The following is a 25842-nucleotide window of genomic DNA, read 5'->3' on the forward strand; positions in this document are numbered from 1 at the left end:
AAATTCATCCAGTTTTTCAATGGTTCCGGTGATTCTCGTCCCCCAAGGTGCTGAATATCAGGCTGTGTCTCAAGGCGCAAGCGATGCGATTCAAGTTGTTGCAATCCCGGCTGGAATTGCGGTTGCTGATTTTCTCGATCGCACTTTGATTCCAGATCATGCGGCACTCCTCGTCATGGGTTTATGTGGCAGTTTATCCTCTCAAGTTGGAATTGGCGAACTGGCACTTTATCATTCTTGTGTCAACTTCTCAGGAGAAGAGATTGCGTGCGATCGCTCACTGACCCAACGACTGCAAAATCATTTTAGAGTTGCCTCTGTGCGGGGATTCATCAGCGATCGTGTAATTTGCTCTGTGGCAGAAAAGCGAGCGTTAGGCGAGAAGTATCAGGCGGATGTGGTGGATATGGAAGGATTCGCGATCGCACAGCGATATTCAGTTGCGATGTTGCGAGTGGTCAGTGATGATTTGCAATTTGATATGCCCGATCTGAGTGATGCGATCGTCGATGGCAAGATTCAAGGATTGCGGATGGCAAGGGCAATGGTGAAAAAGCCGATCGCGGCGAGTCGATTGATTCGGGGATCGCTGGCGGCATTGAAGCGATTGCGGCAAATTGCGGCTGAATTGCCGATGTGAAAAGGGCAATTCAGAAATCAAATCGTCCAATCTTCAAAGCGTAAATTGGGCACTAACGAGAAGTCTCGTTGATTTCGAGTCACCACGATCGCATCCGTTGAGAGTGCGACTGCTGCAATTTTCAGGTCTTGCTGAAGGCGCTTTTTACGAAGGGATGGATTGAGAACAAGTTGCTTATACTCAGAATATGCTGCTTGATCAAAGCTAAGAATCTGAATCCCTTTCAAAAAATTCAACGTCTGTGAAAATCGCTCATACAACTGAACCATTTCTTTCATATAGTTTGGGTCGTTTATTCGCACAACTCATCCATTAAAAAGTTCTTGAGCAGTGATGACAGTTGTAACGACTGCTGTATCGTATTGCTGAATGCGTCCTGTGATCAGTGGGTGTTCTTGCAAAGCGAGTGAAACGTGTTCAGTATCTAAAATCCATCGACTCATCAGTTCGGCTCAATCCAATCGATCTCAATTTCATCGTCGTTCTCAACTTGGCGCTTTGCCCAAAGCTCATCTGCAATTTCTGCAAAATAAGGATCGTCTTTGAACAGGCCTAGGAAGGGTTTCCAGGAGGGTGCTGAAGTAGATGAGATATTTGTACGGTCTGACACTTGTACAGGAAGAACTTCAACTGTGGATAAGCTCTCTAACAGAAGTTGCTGAATGGCTTCCATTGCTTCTTCTTTAGTTGCTCGCTCGACTGAGCAATTCGGCAAAGTCGGCACAGTTGCCCAAAAATGACCATTTGCTTGCTGCTCTAATAGAATGTGCAGGGTGATGTCAGATGAAGATTGGGAAGTGACATGTAGATTCATAGAGCAGTTCAAATTCCATAGTTTGATTTTAGCTGACGGCATGGGTTTACTGCGATCGACGATGGAAAACTCAAAGTAGTATTGATGGCTTAGACGATGAATGGTAAAAAAGCCGATCGCAGCGAGTCGATTGATTTGGGGGTCGCTGACGGGATTGAAGCGATTGCGACAAGTTGCGGCGGAGTTGAGTGATCTTGAATTGGGTTCAGCGTTCTGAGATGAGTTGTCAGCGAATTCAAGCCTCGGTGAGTCATGGGCTTCAGTGGCCGTTTCTTAAGCTTGAACAGCAAACTGTGACGATCGACCTTTTCGTTTATCTGCTTCCTCCGGTTGGGCAAATTCTCAGCTTCTTCGTTTGGATGATGCGAAATGGCGGTTAAGTGCGATCGAGTTTTTCTAAAGCACCTTCAAATGCAGCGTCTGAAATTAGCGTGAAACCAACGACTATCGCTTTGGCTCTATAGAGGCAAGAGCACAGTGTCACATCGTTCTAGCACAGTGTCAATAATTAAAGAAGCGGTAAGCAGTATCGCAATTCGCTTATCAGCAATACGTACTGTCATTTGAGCTTCTTGAAATTCTCTTCTAGTACAAGCGAGCACCCTATGTCTCAATCTTCTAGCCAAACAGAACCCACCTCAAAACAGAGTTTCTGGATGCAATGGATTTTTGTTAATAGTTTAGGACATGGAATTGGTCTAGCACTGCCTATTCTGTTCGCTGATCTGTTCTCAGTCCAAGACTACAAGAGCTATGGTGTGCTTGCCTATTTGTCTTTTGGAATCTGGGTTGGTTTACCTCAATGGCTTGTCTTGCGCCAGATCATTCCCATCTCATCACTGTGGATTTGGGTTGTTGTGCTATCTCCTTTATTGTCCTTGCTGCTCATCCTCCCGGTCGCGCTCTCCCTGGCACCTTTAGTTTTTTTCATCTATCCATTACTCCTGAGCTGCGGTCAATGGCTAGTTTTACGACAGAAATTACAGAAGACATCAGCATGGATAGTCAATAATGCGATATTTGTGACGATGAGCGGGTTGGTTGGCGGGGGGTTTGGAGTAGCACGCATTCTACCAAACTATCTTGGAATCTCTATTTTACTTGGAGGACTCTGCGGAGGATTCGTTTATGGTTTGATGAGTGGAATGGAGTTACGTCGCCTCATTCGACAATCGCCCCAATCGCTGAGAAACCAACGACAGTCTAACCTTGACACGCCTCCAAACTTCAGTGTTTGGAGATTCCAAGTCTTCTCGTTTCTTCTCTTGGCTGTACTATTTGGAATTTGGCTGCATGTTATTTTGTCTATTTCCCCTACCAGTAATAGATTAATTCCTGTTTGGCTTGGGCTTATCATTCTTTATGTTTATAGCTTTCTCTCAATCTTGGTGCATGAATTGGGGCATTTGCTCTTTGCCTTGTCAAATGGGTTTGATCTCAAGTACTTTGCAGTTGGTCGATGGATCTTAGTCCGTCAGAACAAAGGCTTTAAGTTGCGTCGAATGCGTCGTCGAGTTGCAGGCGGGTTTGTACTTCCTGTCTCTAAATCTCTAGAATCCTTGGATAGACGATTATTCATGATGATATTAGGAGGACCTGTCGCTTCTTTCCTATTATTTTTTGTAGGAGCACTTCCTATATTATTGTTTCCAAAGTTAGTAAGCGATAATGACACGATTCGATGTATCACCTTTATTTCTGTTCTAAGCTTACACGCTGCAATTTTGAATGCGATTCCTTTGAAGTTCGGCTACTGGAATACAGATGGACGGATTATGTTGAATCTGATTCAAAATAATTCCCAGGGTCAGAGATTCGCTGCGCTTTATGGTGTGAGTGCTAGGCTAAGACAAGGAATTCGTCCGCGAGATATTGATCCTGATTTGGTTAGGTGGGTACTAGCGATGCCTGACAAATCAGTGGAACATATTTCAGGGTTGTTAATCGGGTATTATGTTGCATTAGATCAGGGAGGATATGAACAAGCTGGCAATTATCTCGATCAAGCCCTTGATATGCATTTGTATTATCCTGAGCTTTTTCGTGCATCTTTGCTGATAGAAGGTACTTACTTTGAAGCTCATATTCGTCATCGGGTTGACCATGCTCGTCAATGGTTTGAGAAGATTCAGGAGACAGTGCTTGTTGAACCCTACACGTTGCTAAGAGCAGAAGCAGCGCTACTTTTGGCACAGGGTGAAAAAGCATCTGCTCGACTCAAGGCTGAACAAGGGTTGGCTAGTATTCAACGCGATCGCTCTGTGCTTCAAGGCGCGATCGCCGAAAATGACTGGCTACATTCGTTACTTCAAAAAGCAACTTAAATGCTTTTGCGATCGCTAACAAATCTTCCGAATTTGGATAAAAAATCTTATAGTATTCATGTATCTCTTTACCTCATAACTCATGCCCGATCCCGTTCCTCAATGGCAAATTCATCAAGCTGAGATTCCAGACGTATTCGTTCAGGCTGTGAAGCAGCAGGCTCCAGGAATTGAGGGACGCTACTTGCCGCAATTGCTCTGGCAGCGAGGCATTCGAGATATCGAACAATTAGCCGGATTTCTAAATGCCGCCCATTATCAGCCCATGAGTTCGGTTGAGTTTGGGCAAGAAATGCAGTGGGCAGTGCAGCGATTAGTTCAAGCGATCGAACGAGAAGAAGCGATCGCAATTTGGGGCGATTTTGATGCAGATGGAGTAACTTCAACAGCGGTACTGTGGGACGGATTAGGACAGTTCTTTCCCCAGAATCAAAAGCTGTTTTACTACATTCCCAATCGCTTTACTGAATCGCATGGACTCTCTAAGACCGGAATTGACCAACTCCAGCATGTTCAGGTCATCGTGACGTGCGATACGGGCAGTACAAATTTAGATGAGATTCAATATGCTCAGAGCCTAGGCATTGATGTAATCGTGACTGATCATCACACATTGCCAGAATCCCGTCCGCCTGTGATTGCGATCGTCAATCCGCGATCGCTCGAAAAAGACCATCCCTTTGCTTCATTGTCTGGCGTTGCAGTGGCGTATAAGCTCGTTGAAGCGATGTATGAGGCTTTGCCGGATGTGCCAGAAAAGCCGATTGAGAATTTACTCGATTTAGTCGCGATCGGCTTGATTGCAGATTTAGTCGAACTCAAAGGCGATTGCCGTTATCTCGCGCAAAAAGGCATCGAGCAGCTTCAGAAACAATCCACCAAAGCAGCAACTCGTCCAGGCATTACGAGATTGTTAGAACTCTGTAAGCGATCGGGCGATCGACCCACTGATATTTCTTTTGGATTAGGGCCTCGAATCAATGCAGTCAGCCGGATTCAAGGCGATGCACACTTCTGTGTCGAGCTATTAACGAGCCAAGATGTCCAACGCTGTAAAGAGCTAGCGGACGAAACAGAACTGGCAAACACTCGCCGCAAAGCTCTGCAAAAAGATGTCTTACAGCAAGCAAAAGCAAAACTCGCACAACTGGATCTCTCAACGACGGGTGTGATTGTGCTGTGGGATGAACAATGGAGTGGCGGGGTTCTGGGATTAGTTGCAGGTCAGATTGCTCAAGAATATGGCAAACCAACGATTTTACTAACAGTAGATGAGGAATTTGCTCGTGGCTCGGCTCGATCGACAAATCAAATCGATCTCTATCAACTCGTCAAAGATCAGGCTCATCTCTTACATCGCTTTGGTGGGCATCCATTTGCCGCCGGATTGAGTTTAGCGATCGACAATCTCCCTCTATTTGCCCAAGCAATCAATCAGCGATTACTCCAACAAAGTGATCCCCCTACTCCAACGATTCAAGCGGATCTTTGCGTCACGGTGAGCGAACTCAATCTCGAACTCTACAAAGAACTGCGATTGATTGAACCTTGCGGAATGGGGAATCCAATTCCAAAATTATTGATTCAAAACTGCTGGTTTCAAGCGGGTAGAAATACCAAAATTCAAGACCTCTACGGACGCAAAGTTGAATACATTCGCACCCCGTTTATGATTTGCGATGAATCAGCCGCACAAGGCTTTCCGGGCATATGGTGGGGGCATTATGCCTATGAACTTCCAACCGGACGCTGTGATGCCATTGTGGAACTTGAGAACAATACTTTTCGCAAGCGATACGAAGTTCGATTAGTTGCAGTGCGATCGTGCGAAGAAATCAAACCGGCTCAAACGCAATGGCTTTTAGATTGGAGAACTCAACGCACTGAAGAAAAAGCAATTGAGCTAAAAACTGTTCCGACTAGTTGGAATGAATTAAAAATCTGGTACAGACGAGCGTTGACTGAACAATGCCCTTTAGCGATCGCCTATCCTCCCCCAACCTTGCTTCCTGCTGCTGAGATCTGGCAAACCTTCGTGGGCATTGCAAAATATCTCAGTCGCACCGGAAAGACTGCGACTCGGCAGCAATTGTACGATCGATTGATGATTGGTGATATTGCATTAAAAGCTGGAATTCAAACCTTAGAATCACTTGGCTTTCATGTCACGTATTCAGATCAGGGCTTCAGCTTCAGCTTCAAGGAACAGGCAGCTTCTAATCTGATGCTTGAACCTTTTTTCGCTGCGATTCGAGAAGAACAATTCTATCGACAGTACTTTGCCCAAGTTCCATTGACTACGATTCAAGCGATCGTAGTCAATTAGTGAAGATCGCGAATCGAGAACTAGATGCTGCCGCTGCGCCAGGTAGCACAGAAGTTAGAGGATGTTTCAAAGGTATCAACCGTTTCCTCGCTCCGTTCTAGCTCGCCCCGGATTGGAAATCTAGGGGCGGGTGAATGCGATGAACGATACGTTTCAAACATCTTCTTAGGAAGGTTTAAATATCGCTAACTTCCAGTTACTCGGCTCCTCTAACTGATTTAACTGCCCTTTTGAGATGACCCATAACGTTGTTCGAGTTCTAAATAGCCCGAAAACTTTGCGATCGCCTTTGGAGGTCGGAGTCGATCGGGTCACAGTCCCACAATAAGGATTTGAACCCTTGAGCGTGACAACAAAAAACTGGTTCGCTTCGTAGCCCTCAGGAATTTTGAAAGTGGCAAAAACATTGTGTCGCCCCTGCCAAGGTTCAACCACAACTTTTTCTGGATGAATCAAATTCTCTGAAGTTTCAGTTTGCGATAGCACCCAATCTGGGCAACCAGAAGCAACACTGGGTCTGCGCGATTCCAGTTTTTCTGCCCCCAATATCACGATCGGCAAACTCATCAAGGCAATTAAGATTAAACCAGCCCGCTTAGTCAACATCCTTACACTTGGTTAGAAATATCACGTGAATCTAGGGTAGATCATTCATCTTCAGTTTGACAAAAATCACTGCAATTGGCTTTGAGCAAACCATTCTGTTACTCCATCTGCCAGGGTCGCTGCAAGTCTCTTTTGTTCTACGGGGTTCGTGATCCACTCAAATTCATCGGGATTAATCATAAATCCCAGTTCTAAAAGCACAGTCGGCGCGACGGTGGGGCGAGTCAGAGCAAGATTGTTCCAGTACACACCATAAGAAGGTCGATCGAGCTTTTTCACTAGATAGTCATGCAAGAATACGGCTAAATCATGAGCCTGAGGCTGATACCAGAAGGTAGCAACGCCTTTTGTATTGATGGCATCACCATCATCTGGCAGCGCATTGTAATGAATCGAAAGCGCGATCGTTGGTTCAGTCTCATTGATTTGCTTCACTCGCGGAGCTAAATCGAGATCAATATCTGCCTCACGAGTCATCACGACTCTTGCACCTCGCTTGACTAATTCCTCGCGCAGCAATTTGCTGGTGATTAAGGCAACTTCTTTCTCTGGATATCCGGTTCCCCCTCTTGAACCTAAATCTTCGCTGCCACCATGTCCTGGATCAAGAAGAATTTTCATACCAGACAACGAATTCTTCCGCATTCGTGGCGGGTGCTTCAGCGATAACACTAATGTTGTGCCTTCATATCGCAATTTATAACCCCACTGTTGATTCGATTTGAGATTGAAGCGATATTCGATCTTTTCAGGTGCAACTTGTTGCCAATCTAATCGAGCGATCGCGGGATCAGTACTTAATCGAATCGTATCGGTTTGCGCTGTTGTGTTGTAAAGCGTCAGAATGAACCGATTTTGATCTTGAGCAACCGTAATCGGTACAGGAATTTGCAGCGGAAAACGGACTTCTGTCCAATCTTTCACAGTGCGAGATGTGATGCCACGAATCAGCGATCGTACTGGAGTGGCTCCCGGAATGATTTTGACATCGCTCGATCGAATCCATCCCCCATACTCCAATCGCAACCAATCGCCTTCGCGCGCGGTAATTGTTGCTCTTGTTCCTCTCGGCAAGGGCGTTAAGCGAGAAAAATCTGTACTGGCTCCGGTTCTTGCAGTTCCTTGCTCAGCGGTTACTTCTGCGATTTCTAATCGAGCCGGATCGAGGATCGAAATTTTTCCAGGCGCTTCTTGACTCACATTTCCCAACAGATAAGTGACTTTTCCTAAATCTCCGCTCGTTTTCGGAGTCACACAGCCTGCATACTGAGTCGATTGCGTTGGGGTCGGTTCAGTTAACCCGGTCAACACGCCCGAATTGGCAGGCAATGTTGCGATCGCACTTTGCGCTACCAACGGCAACATCTGATCTGCAACTTTGACATTGACGATCGAATTGGGAGGTGCGATCGCGCTGAGACAAATCGCTTCTCCCGGCAGTCGAGCTACATCGACCGTAGGAGTCAGCGAACCTTCTGCAAACGATTGTCCAACTGGAGCAGGTGGCTGATTCGATTTGCGCGTGACTTTAATTTTAAGTTCCTCTTCCCCATAGCGAACCGAGAACTGATTCTCGCCCATTTGCAGAGGGAAACTGGGCGCAAAATGTCCTCCACGACTACGCTGAATGCGTTTGCCATTGACAAGCACTTCTCCTTGAGGGGGAGCCGAACCGATGAGAAAGATTTGTTTTGCGATCGTTTCATGTTCGCCCGGTGGATACACCACAGTTAAGGCAGGCTTTGACCAAGCGATCGAAATCGTCAAAATCACAGTCAAGACGGCTAACATTAACGCGCTGAGAAATCGCTTCATTGCTGCTGGAACCGAAATAAGGCATACCGTATCACATCCCGCCTTCGTTGACGTGAGAGTTTAGCTCACAGTTGCCGAATTCCTTGAGAAACTCCGGATATTCTCCCCCTGGGCGATCGCAGTTGTGGCAGAATAGACCGGATAAGTTTTGGTAGATATCGGCACAGAGCATTATGACGAAATTTGTATTCGTTACGGGTGGCGTTGTTTCTAGCATTGGGAAAGGGATTGTAGCCGCGAGTCTCGGACGATTACTCAAGTCGCGGGATTACTCAGTGTCGATTCTCAAGCTTGATCCCTATATCAATGTTGACCCTGGGACAATGAGTCCGTTTCAGCACGGCGAAGTATTTGTGACCGAAGATGGCGCAGAAACGGATCTCGATTTGGGTCACTATGAGCGGTTTACCGATACCTCAATGTCACGGCTCAATAGCGTGACAACGGGATCGATTTATCAAGCAGTGATTAATAAAGAGCGTCGAGGCGACTACAACGGTGGCACGGTGCAGGTGATTCCCCATATCACGAATGAGATCAAAGAGCGAATTCTCAGAGTCGCTCAAAATACGAATCCTGATGTTGTGATCACTGAAATTGGCGGAACGGTTGGGGACATTGAATCGCTGCCGTTCTTAGAAGCGATTCGCCAGTTTCGTAAAGAAGTAGGACGGCAAAACGTCATGTATATGCACGTCACGCTGATCCCTTGGATTCCGGCTGCGGGTGAAATGAAGACGAAGCCGACTCAGCATTCGGTCAAAGAACTGCGATCGATTGGGATTCAGCCCGATATTCTGGTTTGCCGCAGCGATCGCGCAGTACCATCTGGCATGAAAGAGAAAATGTCAGAATTCTGTGATGTCCCTGTCGAATGCGTGATTACGTGTCAGGATGCGCGCAGCATTTATGAAGTGCCGCTGCGATTGGAAAAAGAAGGACTCGCAACTCAAGCGATCGATTTACTCAACCTCGAACAGCGTCAGCCCAATCTCAGCCAATGGCAGACCCTCGTTGAGCGGCTGTATCAACCAACTCAAACGCTGGAAATTGCGATCGTTGGGAAATATGTGCGCTTATCAGATGCGTATCTCTCGGTTGTCGAAGCCCTCAAACATGCTGGAATTGCGACCGGAAGCGCGCTGAATCTTCGCTGGATCAATTCAGAAGAAATCGAAGAAAAAGGAGCCGCACACTATCTCGCGGATGTCGATGGCATCGTGGTTCCCGGCGGATTTGGAATTCGCGGGGTCGATGGAAAAATTGCCGCGATCGCGTATGCCCGTGAGCATCAGATTCCGTTCTTAGGCTTGTGTCTAGGAATGCAATGTTCGGTGATCGAATGGGCGCGAAATGTAGCTCGTTTGGAAAATGCTCATAGTGCAGAGTTTGTTCCAGAGGCGAAGAACGCCGTCATTAACTTACTGCCTGAGCAGCAAGATGTAGTCGATTTGGGTGGAACCATGCGGTTAGGGCTGTATCCCTGTCGTTTGACTCCGAATACGCTCACGTTGGCGCTGTATGGAGAAGAAGTGATCTACGAACGGCATCGGCATCGCTATGAATTTAACAATGCGTACCGGAATCTATTTTTAGAGTCTGGTTATGTGGTGAGTGGAACTTCGCCGGATGGTCGATTGGTTGAGATCATTGAGCTTCCAGGGCATCCATTCTTTATTGCCACGCAGTTCCATCCAGAGTTTCAATCTCGTCCAAGTAGCCCTCATCCGTTGTTTAAGGGATTTGTGCAAGCGGCACTCAGCCGAGAAACTGAACTCTCGCAGAATAAAGTTGCAATTGAGGCGTAGAGCGCCTTTTACACGTTTAACCCTTGACGATTAGCCTAACGAACCCGATTCGTTAGGCTAAATCTTATCTTCTGCTAGCTCGCCTGTCCCCAAGCGACATAAGGCAAATTTGCCGCTGTTGCCCGAATCTGTTCTGCCTGTGCGACTAACTGCCCACACGCATCCCAAGTTCCACAAGTCAGCATTTGTCGTGCTCCTTCTGGCATCGAAATCGCGCCTGTAAACTCACCGCATCGCACCTGCATCTGATCCAAATCTACCGTCACCTGAAGCTGTGGATTCTCTGCTAACAAGGCTTGAAGCTGGCTAGTGACACTCGGCTCAGCCGTCACACAAGGAATCCCGATCGCGACGCAATTGCCAAAAAAGATTTCGGCAAAGCTCTCACCCACGATCGCGCTAATTCCCCACTTTGCGATCGCTTGGGGAGCATGTTCTCGGCTCGATCCGCAACCGAAATTGCCATTGACCACTAAAACTTTTGCACCTTGATATTGCGGCAAATCAAACGGGTGCTGACCATTTAACTGTTTACGATCGTCCGCAAAAACTTGCGCTCCCAATCCATCAAACGTCACACAGCGCAAAAAACGAGCCGGAATAATGCGATCGGTATCAATATCATTGCCTACCAATGGAATACCGCCACCTGCGATCGTTCTAACTTCGCTCACCATACTGTCTTAACCTTGCAACGAATCCTAGCTATTGTCGCATTTTTTGACTAAGCAGAGACAGTTCACTCTTTCTCGGACGCAGTGGTATTCAATCTCCCATTGATGCTGATCGCGCAGCTTCTTGAACAAAGTCCCGCCCCAATGCTCGCTATGCTCTAAAGGATTCGGATACTCTTGTTCAACTTGATCGAGCAGGTCTTCTAGATCAAATGGTGAACCTTGATCCCAAATCCGAATCTCCAAGTGATCCGGATACAACCCGGCTTCTAGTTGAATGAGCGTATGGAGCGGCAGAGCAGTATGGGCATGACGCACCGCATTCGTAAAGCCTTCAACTAAAGCAATCTGACCTTGCAGCCAAGCTGCTTGAGAAAGCGGCGGTCGTCGGAATTGTTCAAACCAGCGGAGAATTTGAGCAATCGCAGTTAAATCGCTTTGCATCATCAATCGATCAAAGTAAATCGCACCCCCCATCGTCTTTAAATGCGTCATAGCTGATACCTGTTCAAGATTAAAATGCACTGCCTTTCTTTAGTAGAACAGCTACTGTTTTCAAGATCAGTTGTAAATCATATTTCAAGCTCCAGCGTTGCTGATAGCGTAGATCAAGCTGAATTACCTCCTCAAAGTTGCGGATCTGCGATCGACCATGCACCTGCCACTCACCTGTAATTCCCGGTTTCACATCAAGGCGCTGCCAATTTGGAATTTCATACCGCTCAACCTCTTCGGGTAAGGGTGGACGAGTCCCTACTAGACTCATTTCACCCCGCAACACATTCCAGAACTGCGGTAGCTCATCTAAGCTTGTTTTTCGCAAAAACTGTCCGACCTTAGTAATTCTCGGATCTTTCGCATTCTTGAAAAATGCGCCTTCATTCTCATTTTGAACTTGAGATTTTAATTGTTCTGCGTCAGTGACCATTGAACGAAACTTCCAAACGCGAAAGTGCCGTCCCAAATGTCCACAGCGAGTTTGAGAAAATAAAACCGAACCCGGACTATCTAGCTTAATCGCGATCGCAATCGGCACAAACACAAGCGCTGTAATGGTCAGCCCAACTAATGCTCCAGCAATATCAATAAGTCGTTTGGTACGAGACTGAATGGATGGATGTGTCGATTCGACCGCAGGCTGAATCAGAACAGGGTCTAAAGGAGCAGTTCCAGGCTCGATAGTAAATTGTCGATCGAGATCCGCTAAAGCGAGAATTGCTAAAATCTCAGGTCGAACGCTCCAAAGTGCCATCTCAATCTGACGGCTTTTCGTTGCTTTAAGGCACATCACTAAAGCACCGATCGCGCTACTATCAATGAAAGTCGTCTGCGCAAAATCAAGAATCAGCTTTGTGACAGTTGGATGGGCTTCGATCAATTCCCGACATTTTGTCCGGAAAGCAACTGCTTCGACAACAGTGAGCATGGACGGAAGTTTAATCAGATACGTACTATCTGTTTGGGTGACGACAAATTCAATAGGAGAGCGCTGTTGAACCATATTGACCTCAGAGATTAGGCGACGATTAGGGGACAGCAACATGGCAAGTCAAGCCAGAAATCCTGCCTCGCTAACCGATCATCCGTGTCGCAAAAACGATGATCGAATCATGCCTGTCATTGAATAGGCGACGGATCTAGAAAATCGACGATGCACCCGATTAGATGAAACCGTTTGAAAATCGACACTCAACTGATAACAGAGTGCCTGTGTTGAGCGAATCGATAACACTCTAGATATTTCTCTCGCTTGTGCGACCCCAAATCGTGCGCGATCGCGAGTTCAATTTGGGGATCATCCATATGCTTGTGGAATCGCACACTCCTTTAAAGTTCTGTCTAAATTAGCTTCGTAAGTTCCATTAAATCAATCGCCTTCTGGAATCGAAAGTTTAATGCGATCGCCAAGAGATCGGTAAACTCCAAGCTTTCAAAGGATAGAGTAGCAATCCAGATAGCAGTCATCCCGTGACTAAACTCACGTTAATAACGTTCCAAGAAGCAGGCGAGAACGTGTTTTTCATCATTGCGAGGTTCTCAGCTTGAGCATTCTTTAAGGTTTTCAAATAGATCTCTGAATTTACACCTAAAAGATAGTGGCTATTTTCTCGATCGATATAGGTTGAAATTACGGAATCGCAATCAAATCCGTCTCCGTACGCGGCAGTAAAAATCTGAAATTTTACATAAGCAGCTTCTTCAGCGATCAGGGCTATATGATCTAGGTTTTTCCTATCTGATCCATCACCTATTCAGTGAGTTAGTCATCATTATGAGTTTACCTGTCAAAGTTATTCAACTCAGTGGCATTCTGAGTCACACTCAGGCAAAACAGTTTAGACAAGAAATCGCTGATCTGATTGAAGCAGGCACGGTCGAGGTGTTGATCGATTTTGAGCAAGTGACTTTTATGGATAGTGCTGGATTGGGAGTGCTGGTCAGTATCCTGAAGCTTGTGAATGGAGCAGATGGAACCGTTTCACTCTGCTCCATTCGACAAGAGGTCAAGATGCTGCTGGACTTAGCAGATGTGGCTCAGTTCTTTGAAATTTTTCCCAATCAAGAAGCGTTTTACCAAGCCAAAGCAAACTATTCCCCAATCTGATATAGAACTCCAGAGGCTTCAAAAACTTGGAGTTCTTGCGTTACTTCAATTTGATCTGAAGCAACGAGCAATCATCATCAAAATCTTTGCTTCCTGTGAGATCTTGAACCGTCTGAATGATAGCTTCTGAGTTATCGATCGAGTCTGAGCGGTGACACTGATTCACGACATCAATAAAGCTATTGAGATTCCAGATTTCGCCATTCGGCTGCATGAATTCATAGATGCCATCACTAAAAAGGTAGAGAGTACTTTCTTGCTCTACTCTGAAGAATTGAGTTTTGTACTTAGTGTCTGGAAACATCCCGATCGGAGTTCCGGGTGTTCTGAGACGATGTACTTGATGATGAGGAGATTGCCCAGACAGCACCAGTGCAGGAGGATGCCCTGCACTCGCGTACATCAGAAGTTGCTTGGAATAGTTGTAGACTCCATACCAGATTGTGAAATAGCGCTCCGGTGTGTCAGCGTCCCAATTGTCTGCCTGCCCGGAAGCAAAAGCTTCGTTTAAGGCAGTCAGCACTAATCCGGGTTGATAGAAGTTAGTTCCAGGTAAGATTTGAGCGCGGAGAATATTCTGGATCGACACAGACACCAATGCGGCTCCTAAGCCATGTCCAGAGACATCCAGTAAGTACATTGCTAGAAAATCAGCATCGAGCCAATGATAGTCAAAGCAGTCTCCGCCAAGCTGTCGAGACGGAAGAAACTGCGATCGCGTCATGACCTTATCATTCATCGGCGTGGGTAAGAGCGATCGCACATAGTCCGCTGCTTCAGCAATTTCTGACTCTAAGCGCTCTTGCTGAACTTTTAATGCTTGAGTGAGTCTCCGCTGTTCTTGAAATGCCTGGTAAACGCGCAGCCCTGCGCGTAATCTAGCACTGAGTTCACTGATCTGGAACGGCTTTGAGAGAAAATCATTGGCTCCTTGATCGAGAGCTTTAATGTGATGTTCTGCTGATGGCTGAGCATTGAGTAGAACAACATAAATATCCGACCAATTTGGATCAGCTTTTAAGGCTCGACAGACTGAAACCCCATCAATTCCGGGTAAATCCCAGTTGCAGAGAATCAGTGCAGGACAAATCGAGGAAATGAGTGTTAACCCTTCTTCTCCACTGGTTGCCTCAAAGACTTCATAACCTTGATTTTGCAGAAGTTTTTTTAGAAGTTTACGGATTAATTGATCATCGTCAATCACTAGGATTCGGAACATATGAAAACTCAGCGGGGCGCTTCTCTTAATGCCTAGAATGCCCGAACCTAGTTCGACTTAAGCATGAGATGTGACATTGCATTCATGCGCGCGCCCGCTGATATTTTTGGCTGGAGTAATACTTTCGGCGAGTACTAGCCTAAATCGGATTTTGACCGATATTTTCGCCACATCCCTAAGCCCATGACAATCATTCCAGGAAGGAGAGCGGGAGAAGGAACCGTGGCTGAGGAAGCTCTCGCACCTCGCATCTGTGCGATCGCAAATCCATTTGCTGTCTCCGGAGCACTAATCTGAATCGACTGAATTGGATCAAGCGGATCATCGGAGTAAAAGCCGAAATACTGTGCCCCTGCGTTGCCATTGATCGACTGAGCTAGGACATCAGAAACGACCCCGCTTTGGGCGATCGCAGAAATCGTAAACGAATCCAATACGTTCGGCTCAGCATAAAAATCAAACGCGATGAGATTGGGTAACTTCAGGTTGAGCGTTGTGGTGTTATAGGCCGCATAAACTTCGCCCTGATAGCCATTACTCCAAGTGAGCCAATCTGTTGCTTGATTGGGGCCGATGGGTCGCTTAACAACACTGGGGCTAAATTCAATGTCACCGAGTGGTGAACTGATCTTGTCTAAATAAACTCCAAAGGCCTCTGCACCATTTGGGATTGAAACGAGATTGAGTCCTAAATTGGCTAGGGTATCTGTTCCATTGATCCAATTACCAGAATTATTGACCGTGACAATCGCGGCATGGGCAGGTGCGATCGTGCTTAAACTTGCAGCCGCCGTGAGAAACAGGGCAAATCCGCCTTTCTGAAGCGAGGTAGCCATTTCAACGTACTCCATGTGAGGTGGACGATAGGCTGCCCCTGATGAAGCTCAAGAGATTCGGAAATCGAATCGGATAAAAAATAGACAGAGCGTGAAGGTTGTATAAAGTTAAAGTGTTGGTAGACACGGTGCCTTAATTATTCTGCCGGAATTCCGGGATTGTACGGAGCGCTTTACAAAAAATTCATATAATTTCAGTGAAGCAACCTGGAGATCGAACTGTGAAAAAACGAGTCACCCTAACGTTTCCGAAACGGTCTGTGCAAATGCCCGTGACCTATCGATTAGCTAAAGATTTCAATGTGGCAGCGAATATTATTCGCGCTCAGGTTGCGCCGAATCAAGTGGGTAAATTAGTGGTCGAATTGTCAGGAGATATTGATCAACTCGATGCCTCGATCGATTGGATGCGATCGCAGGATATTCACGTCTCATTTGCCAGTCGCGAAATTACGATCGATGAAGATATCTGTGTACATTGCGGACTGTGTACGGGAGTTTGCCCGACAGAGGCATTAACGCTCGATCCACAGACGTTTCGATTGACCTTTACACGATCGCGCTGTATCGTCTGTGAGCAATGTATTCCCACTTGTCCAGTCCAAGCGATTTCTACAACGTTCTAACCCGTAGCATTTGATTGCCACCGCGCTGAAATTCATAAGGCACTTGCTGAATTGTGGCAGAGTAGCCTTGAGCTTGCAATGCTTGAATGATGGGATCAACAAATGGAGACATTTCACCCGTCATATTCAGTAGAAGTGGAAAAACTCTCACATCAGCAGATAGACGGCACATTTCTAAAATAGAGGCTAAATGAAATTCTAGTGACAACTGGTCAGAGTATAGAAACAGTAAATGAGAACACAACGCTAAATTAAACTGTTTCGATGCAAAAGGCAGATTCGGTAATTCGCAGGTTTGATAGCGTCCTTGCTGAAATCCAATCGGAAAGTCTTGGAGAAAATTCTGCATCGAATTCATCCGAGACTGTCCCATTTCTTTCGGCGATCGAAACGTCTTCCAAATAAAATTGTCTCGCGTTGCCTCAACCTTGCTCAGAACGACATCATAAGTTTCATCGATTCGCTGCTGAATTTCTGCCACTGAGAATTGATAAATCGGATCACAGGAAATAACCGAATGCCCCTGCTGAGTCAGTTCTGCATTGAAACTTGCAGGCCCACCGCCACAGTCTAGAATGTTGCTCTGAAGATCGGTTTCAGAAAGATCAAACATCTGAATATATTCAGTCAGCGATCGACCCCACGGTACAATCTGCTCCAGTCGTAATCCCATGCCTCACCTCGCTCAGCAATCAAGATAAAATTCTGGCTTCAGCTCCCACATCTGCGGCAATGAATTGAGTGGGAGCACCTAAGCTAGAGGAAATCGATTGAACGAATTAAGCTTTGTCTAGCGGTTTGCCAGTTTGCTTAGTCTAAAGCTGCTAACGAGAGATTTTTCGACGCTGCCTGACTTGTGCGAGTCAGAAGCGAGAGCTTTTGGAGCAATTCTTGAGCTAACATTGCAAAGGCTCTTGATCCTGAAGTTCCTGGATTATTGAGGACAACCGGAGTAAAACTATCGATCGCTTTCGAGACATTAACATCGGATGGAATTCGCGTTTTAAACAGCTTCGCCTCACTAAAATCTTCATTCAATCGCTTCATCACCTGTCCGTGATAGCGACTCGTCAATAGATTGCCAGAGAGCGAAAAGGCAATGCCGAGCAGTTCTAATTCCACTTGCTCAGTATCCGTTTTGTGAGTTTCTTTGAGCTTAGCAAGCCGACGTTCTAGAAGTTGAATTCCAATCAGAGAAAGAGGTTCTGGCTTGGCTGGAATCAGATAAAAATTACTCGCGAGTAATGCACTCCGAGTAATCAAGTTATATCCCGGCGCACAATCGAGAATGATCAAATCGTAATCTTTCGCGATCGGGTCTAGTACTTGCCGAATCAGATTCTTTTCAAATTCATTCCAGACTTGCTCAAAATCTGCTTGACCTTTCTGCACGGCCGTTTTGTGCAACATTTGAGAGACTAAAAACTCATCATAGAGATCAATATCTCCTGGCAAAAGATCAAACCCTTTTACTTGACACACATACTTGTGGATGGCATCGGGAACGATTTGGGGGAGTTTCGGATCAGACAGAATCGCACGATGAATTAAATGCCTCAAGGTACGCTTATCATTCCGTAGCTTGGCAAAATCGGCAGGAGTCATCAAACTCAAGGTCGCGCTGATCTGCGTATCCAAATCGACGAGCAACACCCGCTTCTGGTGAAACTTTGCTAAACAAGTCGCCAAATTCACAGACATCGTGGTTTTGCCCACGCCGCCCTTCATGTTGGTCATTGCGATCGTATAAGTCATTTTCTCCTCCCGCAAATTGCTTGTCAAAAATGCCACCGAAACATGCGGCACATCATACCGTACTGCGTTGCCTCAGACACACAAATCCCTAGAACAGTTCGTGGGGAGAGCTAAAGATCAAGGATAAGTATTACGCTTAAGCGAGACTCAATTCGCATGATATTTCGGATTGCGGGAACTCTAGCCTATTTCAGCGGGAATGTAAACTTTTCTGGTATTGGTCATCACAACAATGAATGTGATCTAGGCAACGTAAACGCTTCAGACATCTACATTATGGTGAATAGGCGCTCCTGCAATCGTTAGATATGCTGTTTTATATTCACGCTAGGAGGAGAGAATTCGCATGAAGACAGGGAATTTGTTAAGTCAGCAAATTCAAACAATGAACGTGAAGATTCTTGATCTATATAAAAACTCGAAACAGACTCCAACGGGTGATTTTTTCTCGATCGCCTTAAAGGAACTAGGCGTTGTCTCAGAAGAACTTGAAGTTGCTGTCGAAGAATTAAATCGTCAGAGTGAAGTCTTGGACAGCAACTATCATGACATTTATGCTGAGCGCTTACGATATCAAAATCTATTTGAATTTGCACCTGACTGCTATCTTGTTACTGATATTCAAGGCAAAATTCAAGATGTTAATTTAGCAGCCGCAGCATTGCTAAATCGACGATCGCAACATCTAATTGATAAACCGTTTTCAGTTCTCATTGCACTAGAGGATCGCCATCGATTTCGCACTGCGCTAACCGATGTTGTAGGGTGCGATCATGTTCAATTCTCAGCCAAGCTTCAATATAATGCACATCAGCAGTTTGATGCGCGAATTACTGTAGATACAATTCGCGCTCAAGGAAAGCTCTTGGCGCTACGTTGGATCATCAGTGAGCAGCGAAACTGTGAGCCGGAAGCAACGACCGATGCACTCAGTCCAACAAATTTTGAACCGCGATCGCTGCTTCAATACAATCGCGGTGAAATTATTCCTCTGGCAGCCCAATCGATTTGGTTAGTCACACAGGGAGTTGTTAAGCTTTGTAGTTTTACAGAGACCGGAGAAGAAGTTTTAGTAGGCATTGTCGCAGAAAGAATGGTCTTTGGAAAAAGTTTAACCAGTCTCCCTATCTATCAAGCTATGGCTCTTTCATCAGAAGTGAAGCTTGTCTCTGTTTCTCTCTTGGAATTGGGTCAGTCTGCAACTTTAGCACAAGCGCTTGTTCCGCTGATTACCCAACGATTACAGCAAACGGAACGGCTACTCACGCTGCATGGACAGCTTCGCGTCAGCGATCGCTTGATTGGACTGCTCACCCTATTCGCTCAAGAGATTGGTGAGCCTACTAGCGAGGGGATTCGGCTCAAAGCTAGATTGACTCACCAAGATATCGCGAATGCTTGTTCGACGACACGGGTAACTATCACTCGATTGCTCAATCGACTTCAAGAAGAAGGTACGATTCAGTATGATTCGAGCAATCACATCATCCTACGAGCAGCAACATAAAAAAACTATCGAGATTGATATCCTGGCTACATCCAGGTTTTACACAGATCTCCGTCTATCAGTAGAATGCGATCGCTGTGCAAGCCACTAAGCTCAAAGCTAATACTTAGTTGCCGTAGCCGCTTCTAGAGCCTTCCCTCCCGGAAATCTAGAAGCTTTTTCGTGCAAAATTGTATTTGCTAACACAATCTAGATTTAACGAAAGTTCCCCCCATAGACATACCAATTTAGATAGCACCACCGCTAAATTGATCAGCTAATACTACTCCGACTTTACTCATCCCATAAGAGTAGGTAGAAACTATGGCAACAAAATTTCCAAAGTTTAGCCAAGACATTGCGCAAGATCCAACGACACGCCGCATCTGGTATGGAATTGCGAGCGCGCACGATTTTGAAACGCATGATGGCATGACTGAGGAGAAGCTATATCAAAAGATATTTGCGACTCATTTTGGTCATGTTGCAATCATTTTCCTCTGGGCATCTAGTCTGTTGTTCCACGTTGCTTGGCAGGGCAACTTTCCTCAGTGGATCAAAGACCCGATCCATCTTCGCCCCATTGCTCACGCGATTTGGGATCCTCAATTTGGTAAACCTGCGGTCGAAGCGTTTAGCCAAGGTGGAGCGAGCTATCCAGTCAACATCGCCTACTCCGGCGTGTATCACTGGTGGTATACGATCGGTATGAGAACCAATGCGGATCTCTATCAGGGATCTATTTTTCTACTTTTGCTAGCAGCACTGTTTTTATTTGCAGGATGGCTGCACCTGCAACCGAAATTTCGCCCGAGCCTAGCTTGGTTCAAAAATGCGGAATCTCGCCTAAATCACCATTTAGCTGGCTTATTTGGTGTCAGTTCTCTCGCTTGGGCAGGACATCTCATTCACGTTGCTATCCCTGAATCTCGCGGTCAGCATGTGGGTTGGGACAACTTCCTCACAACCCTGCCGCACCCGGCTGGTCTTAGACCCTTCTTTACTGGAGACTGGGGCGTGTATGCTCAAGATCCAGATACAGCAGAGCATATTTTTAATAGCTCGGACGGTGCGGGAACTGCAATTCTCACATTTCTCGGAGGTTTTCATCCTCAAACCGAATCGCTGTGGCTGACCGATATGGCGCATCATCATTTAGCGATCGCCGTTATCTTTATTATTGCGGGGCATATGTACCGCACAAATTTTGGCATTGGTCATAGCATTAAGGACATTCTCAATGCTCGCGGCAAAGGAATTCAAGGACAAGGAAACCTTCCACACCAAGGACTGTACGATACTTACAATAATTCGCTGCATTTTCAGCTTGGAATCCATTTAGCTGCTTTAGGAACAGCGCTATCTGTGGTCGCACAGCATATGTATGCAATGCCACCCTATGCGTTTATCTCCAAAGACTTCACGACGCAGGCAGCACTGTATACACACCATCAGTATCTAGCAGGGTTCTTTCTCATCGGTGCATTTGCTCATGGTGCAATCTTCTGGGTTCGTGACTATGATCCAGACAACAATCAAAATAATGTACTAGCTCGATTACTAGGTCATAAAGAAGCGATCATTTCGCATTTGAGTTGGGTTTCTTTGTTCCTTGGTTTTCATACCTTAGGGCTGTATGTTCACAATGATGTACAGGTTGCCTTTGGTGTACCAGAAAAGCAGATTCTGATTGAGCCTGTGTTTGCTCAGTGGATTCAAGCGTCTCATGGTAAAGCGCTGTATGGTTTCAATACGTTACTGTCGAACGCGGATAGCTTGGCAACGACGGCTTGGCCGAATCACGGTAATGTCTGGTTACCCGGTTGGCTCGATGCGATCAACAGTGGGACAAATTCGTTGTTCTTAACGATTGGACCGGGTGACTTCTTAGTGCATCATGCGATCGCATTAGGATTACATGTGACGACGCTCATCTGTCTGAAAGGTGCGCTCGATGCTCGTGGAAGTAAGCTAATGCCAGACAAGAAAGATTTTGGCTTTAACTTCCCCTGCGATGGTCCTGGACGCGGTGGTACTTGTCAGATTGCTTCTTGGGAACAGTCTTTCTACTTAGCAACTTTCTGGATGTTGAACACGATCGGCTGGGTGACTTTCTACTGGCACTGGAAACATTTAGCGATCTGGTCAGGCAATGTCGCACAGTTTAATGAAAGCTCAACTTATCTGATGGGTTGGCTGCGCGATTATCTCTGGCAGTACTCGGCTCCGCTGATCAATGGTTATAACGTTTACGGAACGAGTAATTTGTCTGTTTGGGCTTGGATGTTCCTGTTTGGTCATTTAGTGTGGGCAACTGGCTTTATGTTTTTGATTAGCTGGCGTGGCTATTGGCAAGAGCTGATTGAAACATTAGTCTGGGCACATGAACGCACACCGCTGGCAAATTTAGTTCGATTCAAAGATAAACCTGTTGCTTTATCGATCGTTCAAGGTTGGCTGGTTGGCTTAGTTCACTTTACGGTCGGCTATATCCTGACGTATGCTGCTTTCTTGATTGCAGCGACAACCGGTAAATTTAGCTGACGAAAAAATGGGGAGCGATGGATTTGCTACTTATGCGATCGCTGTGATTAGCATCCTAATACCAAATTGATTTTTGATCGCAACAGATGCTTCGCCCAAAAAACTCCGAGTTTGTCAAAAGCTCGGAGTTTTGCAATTTTGGAAAATTATCGCCCTAACCCTTATCGCCCTGCTCCCTGAGGTGTAATTTGCAGTTCGACTCGCCCTTCTTGGCTCCCTTGAACTGCAACCTGCTGATCATCGAGTTTTCCAGATGCTTGCGGACCTGCAATGCTAAAGGGCGGATTGCTCTGTTGATAGCTCACATTGCCATTGGCTTGAAATTGCTGCGTGATCAGATACCACACGACTCGATTGGCGCTCAACCGCGATCCATTTTTCTCCCCGACCCCTTGCACATTGCCCGTTAAGGTTGCCACTTGCTGATCGATTTGCATCTCTGCTTGGTTCGCGGTCAATCTGACTTGTTGAGCCGAATTGACGATCGTTACAGGCTCACTTGCCACCAAAGTTTTTTGATCAATGTTCCAATTCAAAGCATTGCCCGTAATCTGAGTGCCAGACTGTTTGAGTGCAATCCGAGCATTCTGACGCAGATTCACGACTTTCGCTTTGAGATCGACTTCGGTTTGTTCGGCGCTGCCTTGATCCGTGAGCTGTTTATTTTCATAGCGATCGACTTGCAGAGGGCGATCGCTCTTCAATTTCTGATTCTGAATCTCCCAACTCAGTTTTTCTCCCCGCATTTGCATCGTCGGCTCTTTCACCTGAGCGACAATCTGCCCCATGACATCCACGCGACGCGCCCGAGTGAGAAATCTTCCTTCTTTGGCGGCTAACTGCACCTGTTTGTGATCTCCTGTAAAGCCGTCCCGAATGATCAACACATCTTCAGCAGGCTTCCACTCTAATTCCTTGCCTTTTAGGACAGAGCCATCTCGAACATCGGTCGCCGTGATTTGTCCTCGCATCAAGATCGATTTTCCATCTTCCTTGATTTCACTGCGCGCTGCTTCAATCTTAAAAACGGTTTGCCCATCTTGAAAAAGCTCACCTCTGGGTTTCTGAATGGTTGCCGTCTTCTTATCCTTCGCGTAAACGGCTTCCTCGGCATTCACTTTCCACAAAAGTTGTCCTTTCTCGTTCGCCTGCTCCAACGTAATATTCTTAAAGGTCAGATTACTATCAAACTTCTGAGCCTCTTTGGTTCCCTCTGCCAAACGCTCTGCCGCTCGATTACGATTTCCGCAGGCAGTCGTGCTCATTAAAAGTGTGATTAACGCTAGATTCAAAAGAATAAAACGACGCAAAATACAAGCCCTCAAGTAAAAAATCTGGGGAGCGATCGAGAATTTAGACGAATCAATCTCGATTCTGCTCCCCAAATTATCACTTAACTTTAGGATGAATGTTGATCGTCGTGTTCATCCATCAAGCCAATTCCTGACAGCGGACGATACGTGTAGCTGCGCGGTGTTTTCTGGATATCCTCTTTAATATTGTCGAGATCAATATAGCGATCCGCAACATTAATCAAACTATCGCTGGTCATCGATCGTAAGCTCACAACCTCAACTCGCACTCCACGATAGCTGACAGCGTTCACTGCATATGCCAAATCCCCATCGCCACTGACTAAGACAGCAGTATCATAAGACCCTGCCAGTGACATCATATCGACAGCAATCTCGACATCTAAGTTTGCCTTTTTCGAGCCGTCTGGCAATTGTACTAAATCTTTAGAAATGACGCGATACCCATTGCGTCGCATCCACAAGAGAAACCCCTGCTGTTTCTCGTTGGTACGATCGACCCCAGTATAGAAAAACGATCGCAGCAATCTTGATCCAGAAGTTAAGCGCACCAGCAGCTTAGTGTAGTCAATCTCAATGCCAAGCTGAAGGGCTGCATAGAACAAATTTGAGCCATCAATGAAAATGGCAACTCTCCCGCGATTTTCTAGGACTTGCTCCGGAGAAAATACCGTCTCCGGCTCATGATTCAGATGATTCAACACAATTGATATCCTCAATTTTTTATGAAAGGTTTTGAACGAAATAAAGAAGCGACATTCAACAGAGACTTAGAAAACTAAGATGAACCTTCAATCGGAAGTTCAAGTTTTTGAAAGACAGGTTGAGGTTTCTGAAGTTGTTGTTTAGCTCGAAGTATTCCCCATCTTGCTTGATTGGGGAAGGAGGTTGACACATCAATTAAGCTACTGTTATTAAAATCAATACTAAAACCTAATTGTTGATAAACCGCAGTACTCGTGTGTGGAACAATAGGGGCGAGCAAATACGCTGCAAGCCTGACTGATTCCAATACTGCATAAAGAACTTGCTCTGCTTCTTGGGGTTTCCCCTGTTTGTACAATGACCAAGGAGCTTGTTCATTGATATATTTGTTACCTGCTCGTAAAAGAGTTAAGGTTTCTTCACAGGCTGTATCAAACCTCAAGGCTTCGTAAGCTTGTGCAACTCGGTCTTCTAATCCTTCTGCAATCGATCGCAAAGGATGATCGATCGCAATCTCCGCCTCAGGAACCACTCCCCCACTGTTTTTGTGAATCAGTCCCAAAGCGCGATTGAGTAAGTTTCCGAAGTTATCCGCCAGGTCGGCGTTGCACAAATCGACAAAGCGAACTTCATCAAAGACTCCATCGCGTCCGAATTCGATACCTTTTAGAAAATAGTATCGAAAGGCATCGACTCCGTAGCGCTCAACCAAAGCGACCGGATCAATCGCATTCCCCGCGCTCTTGCCCATCTTGACACCATCTTGCACCAAGAATCCGTGACCAAAGATTCGATCGGGCAGTGGCAATCCGGCAGACATGAGCATGGCTGGAAAATAGACCGCATGAAAGCGCAGAATATCTTTGCCAATGATGTGAACGTTGAAGGGATACCACTCAGAAATGGCATTTTCTAAAGTTGGCGCTTGATCCGGCTCCAATAATGCTGTGATGTAACCGAGTAGCGCATCGAACCATACATATATTGTATGGTTCGGATCATTCGGAACCGGAAAACCCCAATCAAAATTAACGCGAGAAATTGAGAAATCCCGCAAGCCTTGACTGACAAAGCTCAGGACTTCATTGCGCCGAATGTCCGGCTGAATAAATTCAGGCACCTCGGCATAAAGCTTTTCTAATTTCTCTTGATACTTAGAAAGTCTGAAGAAGTAGTTCTCTTCATCGCGCCATTCCACTGGTTTATTCACGTGGATCGGACAGTGCTTGTTCTCTAACAAGTCGCGCTCTTCTTTAAACTCTTCGCAGGCAACGCAATACCAGCCTTTCTGCTGACTCAGATAAATGTCGCCGTTTTCCCACACTCGCTGAAAAAATTCTTTGACGATCGCAGCATGTGGCTCATCGGTGGTGCGAATAAAGCGATCGTATTTCACATCTAACTGCGCCCACAGCTTTTTGAAGCTTTCAACGACCAGATCACAGTGCTCCTTAGGAGTGCGTCCTAAGGCTTCTGCGGTGCGCTGAATCTTCTGTCCATGTTCATCACTCCCGGTCACAAATCGCACGGATCGACCTCGAAGCCTTTGAAATCGCGCTAAAGCGTCCGCCGCAATTGTTGGATATGCACTGCCAATATGCGGTGAATCATTCACATAATAGAGTGGAGTGGTGAGCGAGAAAGTAGATTTTTCTGTGGGTTGAAAATTCATAGATTATCTGGAAATAAGCCTTGTAAGTGATCCGGGCAAGGCTTGGATTGAATTGGCTAAACAACAATAATAGA

Annotated in this window: 24 protein-coding genes; 9 read left to right on the forward strand and 15 right to left on the reverse strand. The window is 46.0% G+C overall.

From position 1 onward, the window contains the following. Window positions 1-19: 19 nt before the first annotated feature. Entirely contained in the window at window positions 20-640 is a 621-nt protein-coding gene (locus LEPBO_RS0104470; RefSeq protein ID WP_017286336.1) for a nucleoside phosphorylase-I family protein, read from the forward strand. Window positions 641-657: 17 nt separating this feature from the next. Here the strand turns inward: LEPBO_RS0104470 and LEPBO_RS43595 are convergent, their stop codons facing one another. Genes LEPBO_RS43595 through LEPBO_RS0104480 form a run of 3 tightly spaced genes read right to left on the reverse strand, consistent with a single transcriptional unit; the run spans window position 658 to window position 1454 of the window. Continuing rightward, the gene (locus LEPBO_RS43595) at window positions 658-918 is read right to left on the reverse strand and encodes a type II toxin-antitoxin system VapC family toxin (protein ID WP_017286337.1); all 261 of its coding nucleotides are present in this window, start codon (window positions 916-918) and stop codon (window positions 658-660) included. A gap of 27 nt (window positions 919-945) precedes the next feature. Next, window positions 946-1083 carry a hypothetical protein gene (locus LEPBO_RS43600; protein WP_017286338.1) on the reverse strand — a complete coding sequence of 46 codons (138 nt, stop codon included), beginning with the start codon at window positions 1081-1083 and terminating at the stop codon, window positions 946-948. Further along, on the reverse strand, window positions 1083-1454 hold the full coding sequence (locus LEPBO_RS0104480; RefSeq protein WP_017286339.1) for a type II toxin-antitoxin system HicB family antitoxin: 372 nt from the start codon (window positions 1452-1454) through the stop codon (window positions 1083-1085). Before LEPBO_RS0104480 ends, LEPBO_RS43600 begins: the two co-directional genes overlap by 1 nt. A 218-nt stretch (window positions 1455-1672) precedes the next feature. On the opposite strand from LEPBO_RS0104480, the gene LEPBO_RS42800 reads away from it, so the two are divergent. The 3 genes from LEPBO_RS42800 to recJ all read left to right on the forward strand — a co-directional run bounded on the left by LEPBO_RS42800 (window position 1673) and on the right by recJ (window position 6104). Beyond that, the gene (locus LEPBO_RS42800; protein ID WP_154660822.1) at window positions 1673-1834 is read left to right on the forward strand and encodes a hypothetical protein; all 162 of its coding nucleotides are present in this window, start codon (window positions 1673-1675) and stop codon (window positions 1832-1834) included. A gap of 225 nt (window positions 1835-2059) precedes the next feature. Next, window positions 2060-3778, forward strand: coding sequence for a site-2 protease family protein (locus LEPBO_RS0104495; RefSeq protein ID WP_017286342.1), 1719 nt, complete (start codon window positions 2060-2062; stop codon window positions 3776-3778). A gap of 82 nt (window positions 3779-3860) precedes the next feature. After that, a complete protein-coding gene (recJ, locus tag LEPBO_RS0104500; protein WP_017286343.1) occupies window positions 3861-6104 on the forward strand; it encodes a single-stranded-DNA-specific exonuclease RecJ in 2244 nt (747 codons plus the stop codon). A 165-nt stretch (window positions 6105-6269) separates the two neighbouring features. Here recJ and LEPBO_RS0104505 read toward each other — a convergent pair whose 3' ends face one another. Together LEPBO_RS0104505 and LEPBO_RS0104510 are read right to left on the reverse strand one after the other, a co-directional pair. Continuing rightward, window positions 6270-6710, reverse strand: coding sequence for a hypothetical protein (locus LEPBO_RS0104505; protein ID WP_017286344.1), 441 nt, complete (start codon window positions 6708-6710; stop codon window positions 6270-6272). Between the two features lie 66 nt (window positions 6711-6776). Then, window positions 6777-8525 (reverse strand): N-acetylmuramoyl-L-alanine amidase, encoded by a 1749-nt coding sequence (locus LEPBO_RS0104510; RefSeq protein ID WP_026148417.1) that lies wholly within the window; start codon window positions 8523-8525, stop codon window positions 6777-6779. Window positions 8526-8698: 173 nt separating this feature from the next. Here LEPBO_RS0104510 and LEPBO_RS0104515 point away from each other — a divergent pair, with 173 nt between their 5' ends. Then, window positions 8699-10333, forward strand: a complete 1635-nt coding sequence (locus LEPBO_RS0104515) for a CTP synthase (protein ID WP_017286346.1) — start codon at window positions 8699-8701, stop codon at window positions 10331-10333. Between the two features lie 74 nt (window positions 10334-10407). Here the strand turns inward: LEPBO_RS0104515 and leuD are convergent, their stop codons facing one another. Genes leuD through LEPBO_RS0104530 form a run of 3 tightly spaced genes read right to left on the reverse strand, consistent with a single transcriptional unit; the run spans window position 10408 to window position 12508 of the window. After that, complete coding sequence (gene leuD, locus LEPBO_RS0104520; protein ID WP_017286347.1) at window positions 10408-11010, reverse strand: 3-isopropylmalate dehydratase small subunit; 603 nt, start codon at window positions 11008-11010, stop codon at window positions 10408-10410. 24 nt (window positions 11011-11034) lie between these two features. Next, window positions 11035-11502 carry an ATP-binding protein gene (locus LEPBO_RS0104525; RefSeq protein ID WP_017286348.1) on the reverse strand — a complete coding sequence of 156 codons (468 nt, stop codon included), beginning with the start codon at window positions 11500-11502 and terminating at the stop codon, window positions 11035-11037. Between the two features lie 19 nt (window positions 11503-11521). After that, window positions 11522-12508 carry an exopolysaccharide biosynthesis polyprenyl glycosylphosphotransferase gene (locus LEPBO_RS0104530; RefSeq protein WP_026148419.1) on the reverse strand — a complete coding sequence of 329 codons (987 nt, stop codon included), beginning with the start codon at window positions 12506-12508 and terminating at the stop codon, window positions 11522-11524. A gap of 771 nt (window positions 12509-13279) precedes the next feature. Here LEPBO_RS0104530 and LEPBO_RS0104545 point away from each other — a divergent pair. Further along, window positions 13280-13612: an STAS domain-containing protein gene (locus LEPBO_RS0104545; protein ID WP_017286351.1), complete on the forward strand. Its 333-nt coding sequence runs from the start codon at window positions 13280-13282 to the stop codon at window positions 13610-13612. Window positions 13613-13652: 40 nt separating this feature from the next. Here the strand turns inward: LEPBO_RS0104545 and LEPBO_RS0104550 are convergent, their stop codons facing one another. Next, window positions 13653-14831: a SpoIIE family protein phosphatase gene (locus LEPBO_RS0104550; protein ID WP_017286352.1), complete on the reverse strand. Its 1179-nt coding sequence runs from the start codon at window positions 14829-14831 to the stop codon at window positions 13653-13655. Between the two features lie 134 nt (window positions 14832-14965). Further along, complete coding sequence (locus tag LEPBO_RS36170) at window positions 14966-15667, reverse strand: PTPA-CTERM sorting domain-containing protein (RefSeq protein WP_017286353.1); 702 nt, start codon at window positions 15665-15667, stop codon at window positions 14966-14968. 221 nt (window positions 15668-15888) lie between these two features. Between LEPBO_RS36170 and LEPBO_RS0104560 the strand changes: the two genes are divergently transcribed. Beyond that, window positions 15889-16293, forward strand: a complete 405-nt coding sequence (locus LEPBO_RS0104560; RefSeq protein WP_026148420.1) for an NIL domain-containing protein — start codon at window positions 15889-15891, stop codon at window positions 16291-16293. Here LEPBO_RS0104560 and LEPBO_RS0104565 read toward each other — a convergent pair. Both LEPBO_RS0104565 and LEPBO_RS0104570 read right to left on the reverse strand, forming a co-directional pair. Beyond that, entirely contained in the window at window positions 16280-16966 is a 687-nt protein-coding gene (locus LEPBO_RS0104565; RefSeq protein ID WP_017286355.1) for a hypothetical protein, read from the reverse strand. The two genes, LEPBO_RS0104560 and LEPBO_RS0104565, sit on opposite strands and share 14 nt — an antisense overlap. Before the next feature lie 137 nt (window positions 16967-17103). Then, complete coding sequence (locus tag LEPBO_RS0104570; RefSeq protein WP_017286356.1) at window positions 17104-18048, reverse strand: ParA family protein; 945 nt, start codon at window positions 18046-18048, stop codon at window positions 17104-17106. A 346-nt stretch (window positions 18049-18394) separates the two neighbouring features. Between LEPBO_RS0104570 and LEPBO_RS0104575 the strand changes: the two genes are divergently transcribed. Next, window positions 18395-19555, forward strand: a complete 1161-nt coding sequence (locus LEPBO_RS0104575) for a helix-turn-helix domain-containing protein (protein ID WP_017286357.1) — start codon at window positions 18395-18397, stop codon at window positions 19553-19555. Between the two features lie 303 nt (window positions 19556-19858). After that, a complete protein-coding gene (psaB, locus tag LEPBO_RS0104580) occupies window positions 19859-22078 on the forward strand; it encodes a photosystem I core protein PsaB (protein WP_017286358.1) in 2220 nt (739 codons plus the stop codon). A 161-nt stretch (window positions 22079-22239) separates the two neighbouring features. Here the strand turns inward: psaB and lptC are convergent, their stop codons facing one another. From lptC to metG, 3 genes are all read right to left on the reverse strand, one after another. Further along, window positions 22240-23463 carry an LPS export ABC transporter periplasmic protein LptC gene (gene lptC / locus LEPBO_RS36175; protein ID WP_071596141.1) on the reverse strand — a complete coding sequence of 408 codons (1224 nt, stop codon included), beginning with the start codon at window positions 23461-23463 and terminating at the stop codon, window positions 22240-22242. Between the two features lie 14 nt (window positions 23464-23477). Beyond that, on the reverse strand, window positions 23478-24095 hold the full coding sequence (locus LEPBO_RS0104590) for a LabA-like NYN domain-containing protein (RefSeq protein WP_017286360.1): 618 nt from the start codon (window positions 24093-24095) through the stop codon (window positions 23478-23480). Between the two features lie 74 nt (window positions 24096-24169). After that, entirely contained in the window at window positions 24170-25768 is a 1599-nt protein-coding gene (metG, locus tag LEPBO_RS0104595) for a methionine--tRNA ligase (protein WP_017286361.1), read from the reverse strand. Window positions 25769-25842: the final 74 nt, after the last annotated feature.

The organism is Leptolyngbya boryana PCC 6306, assembly GCF_000353285.1.
GTDB classification, from domain to species: domain Bacteria; phylum Cyanobacteriota; class Cyanobacteriia; order Leptolyngbyales; family Leptolyngbyaceae; genus Leptolyngbya; species Leptolyngbya boryana.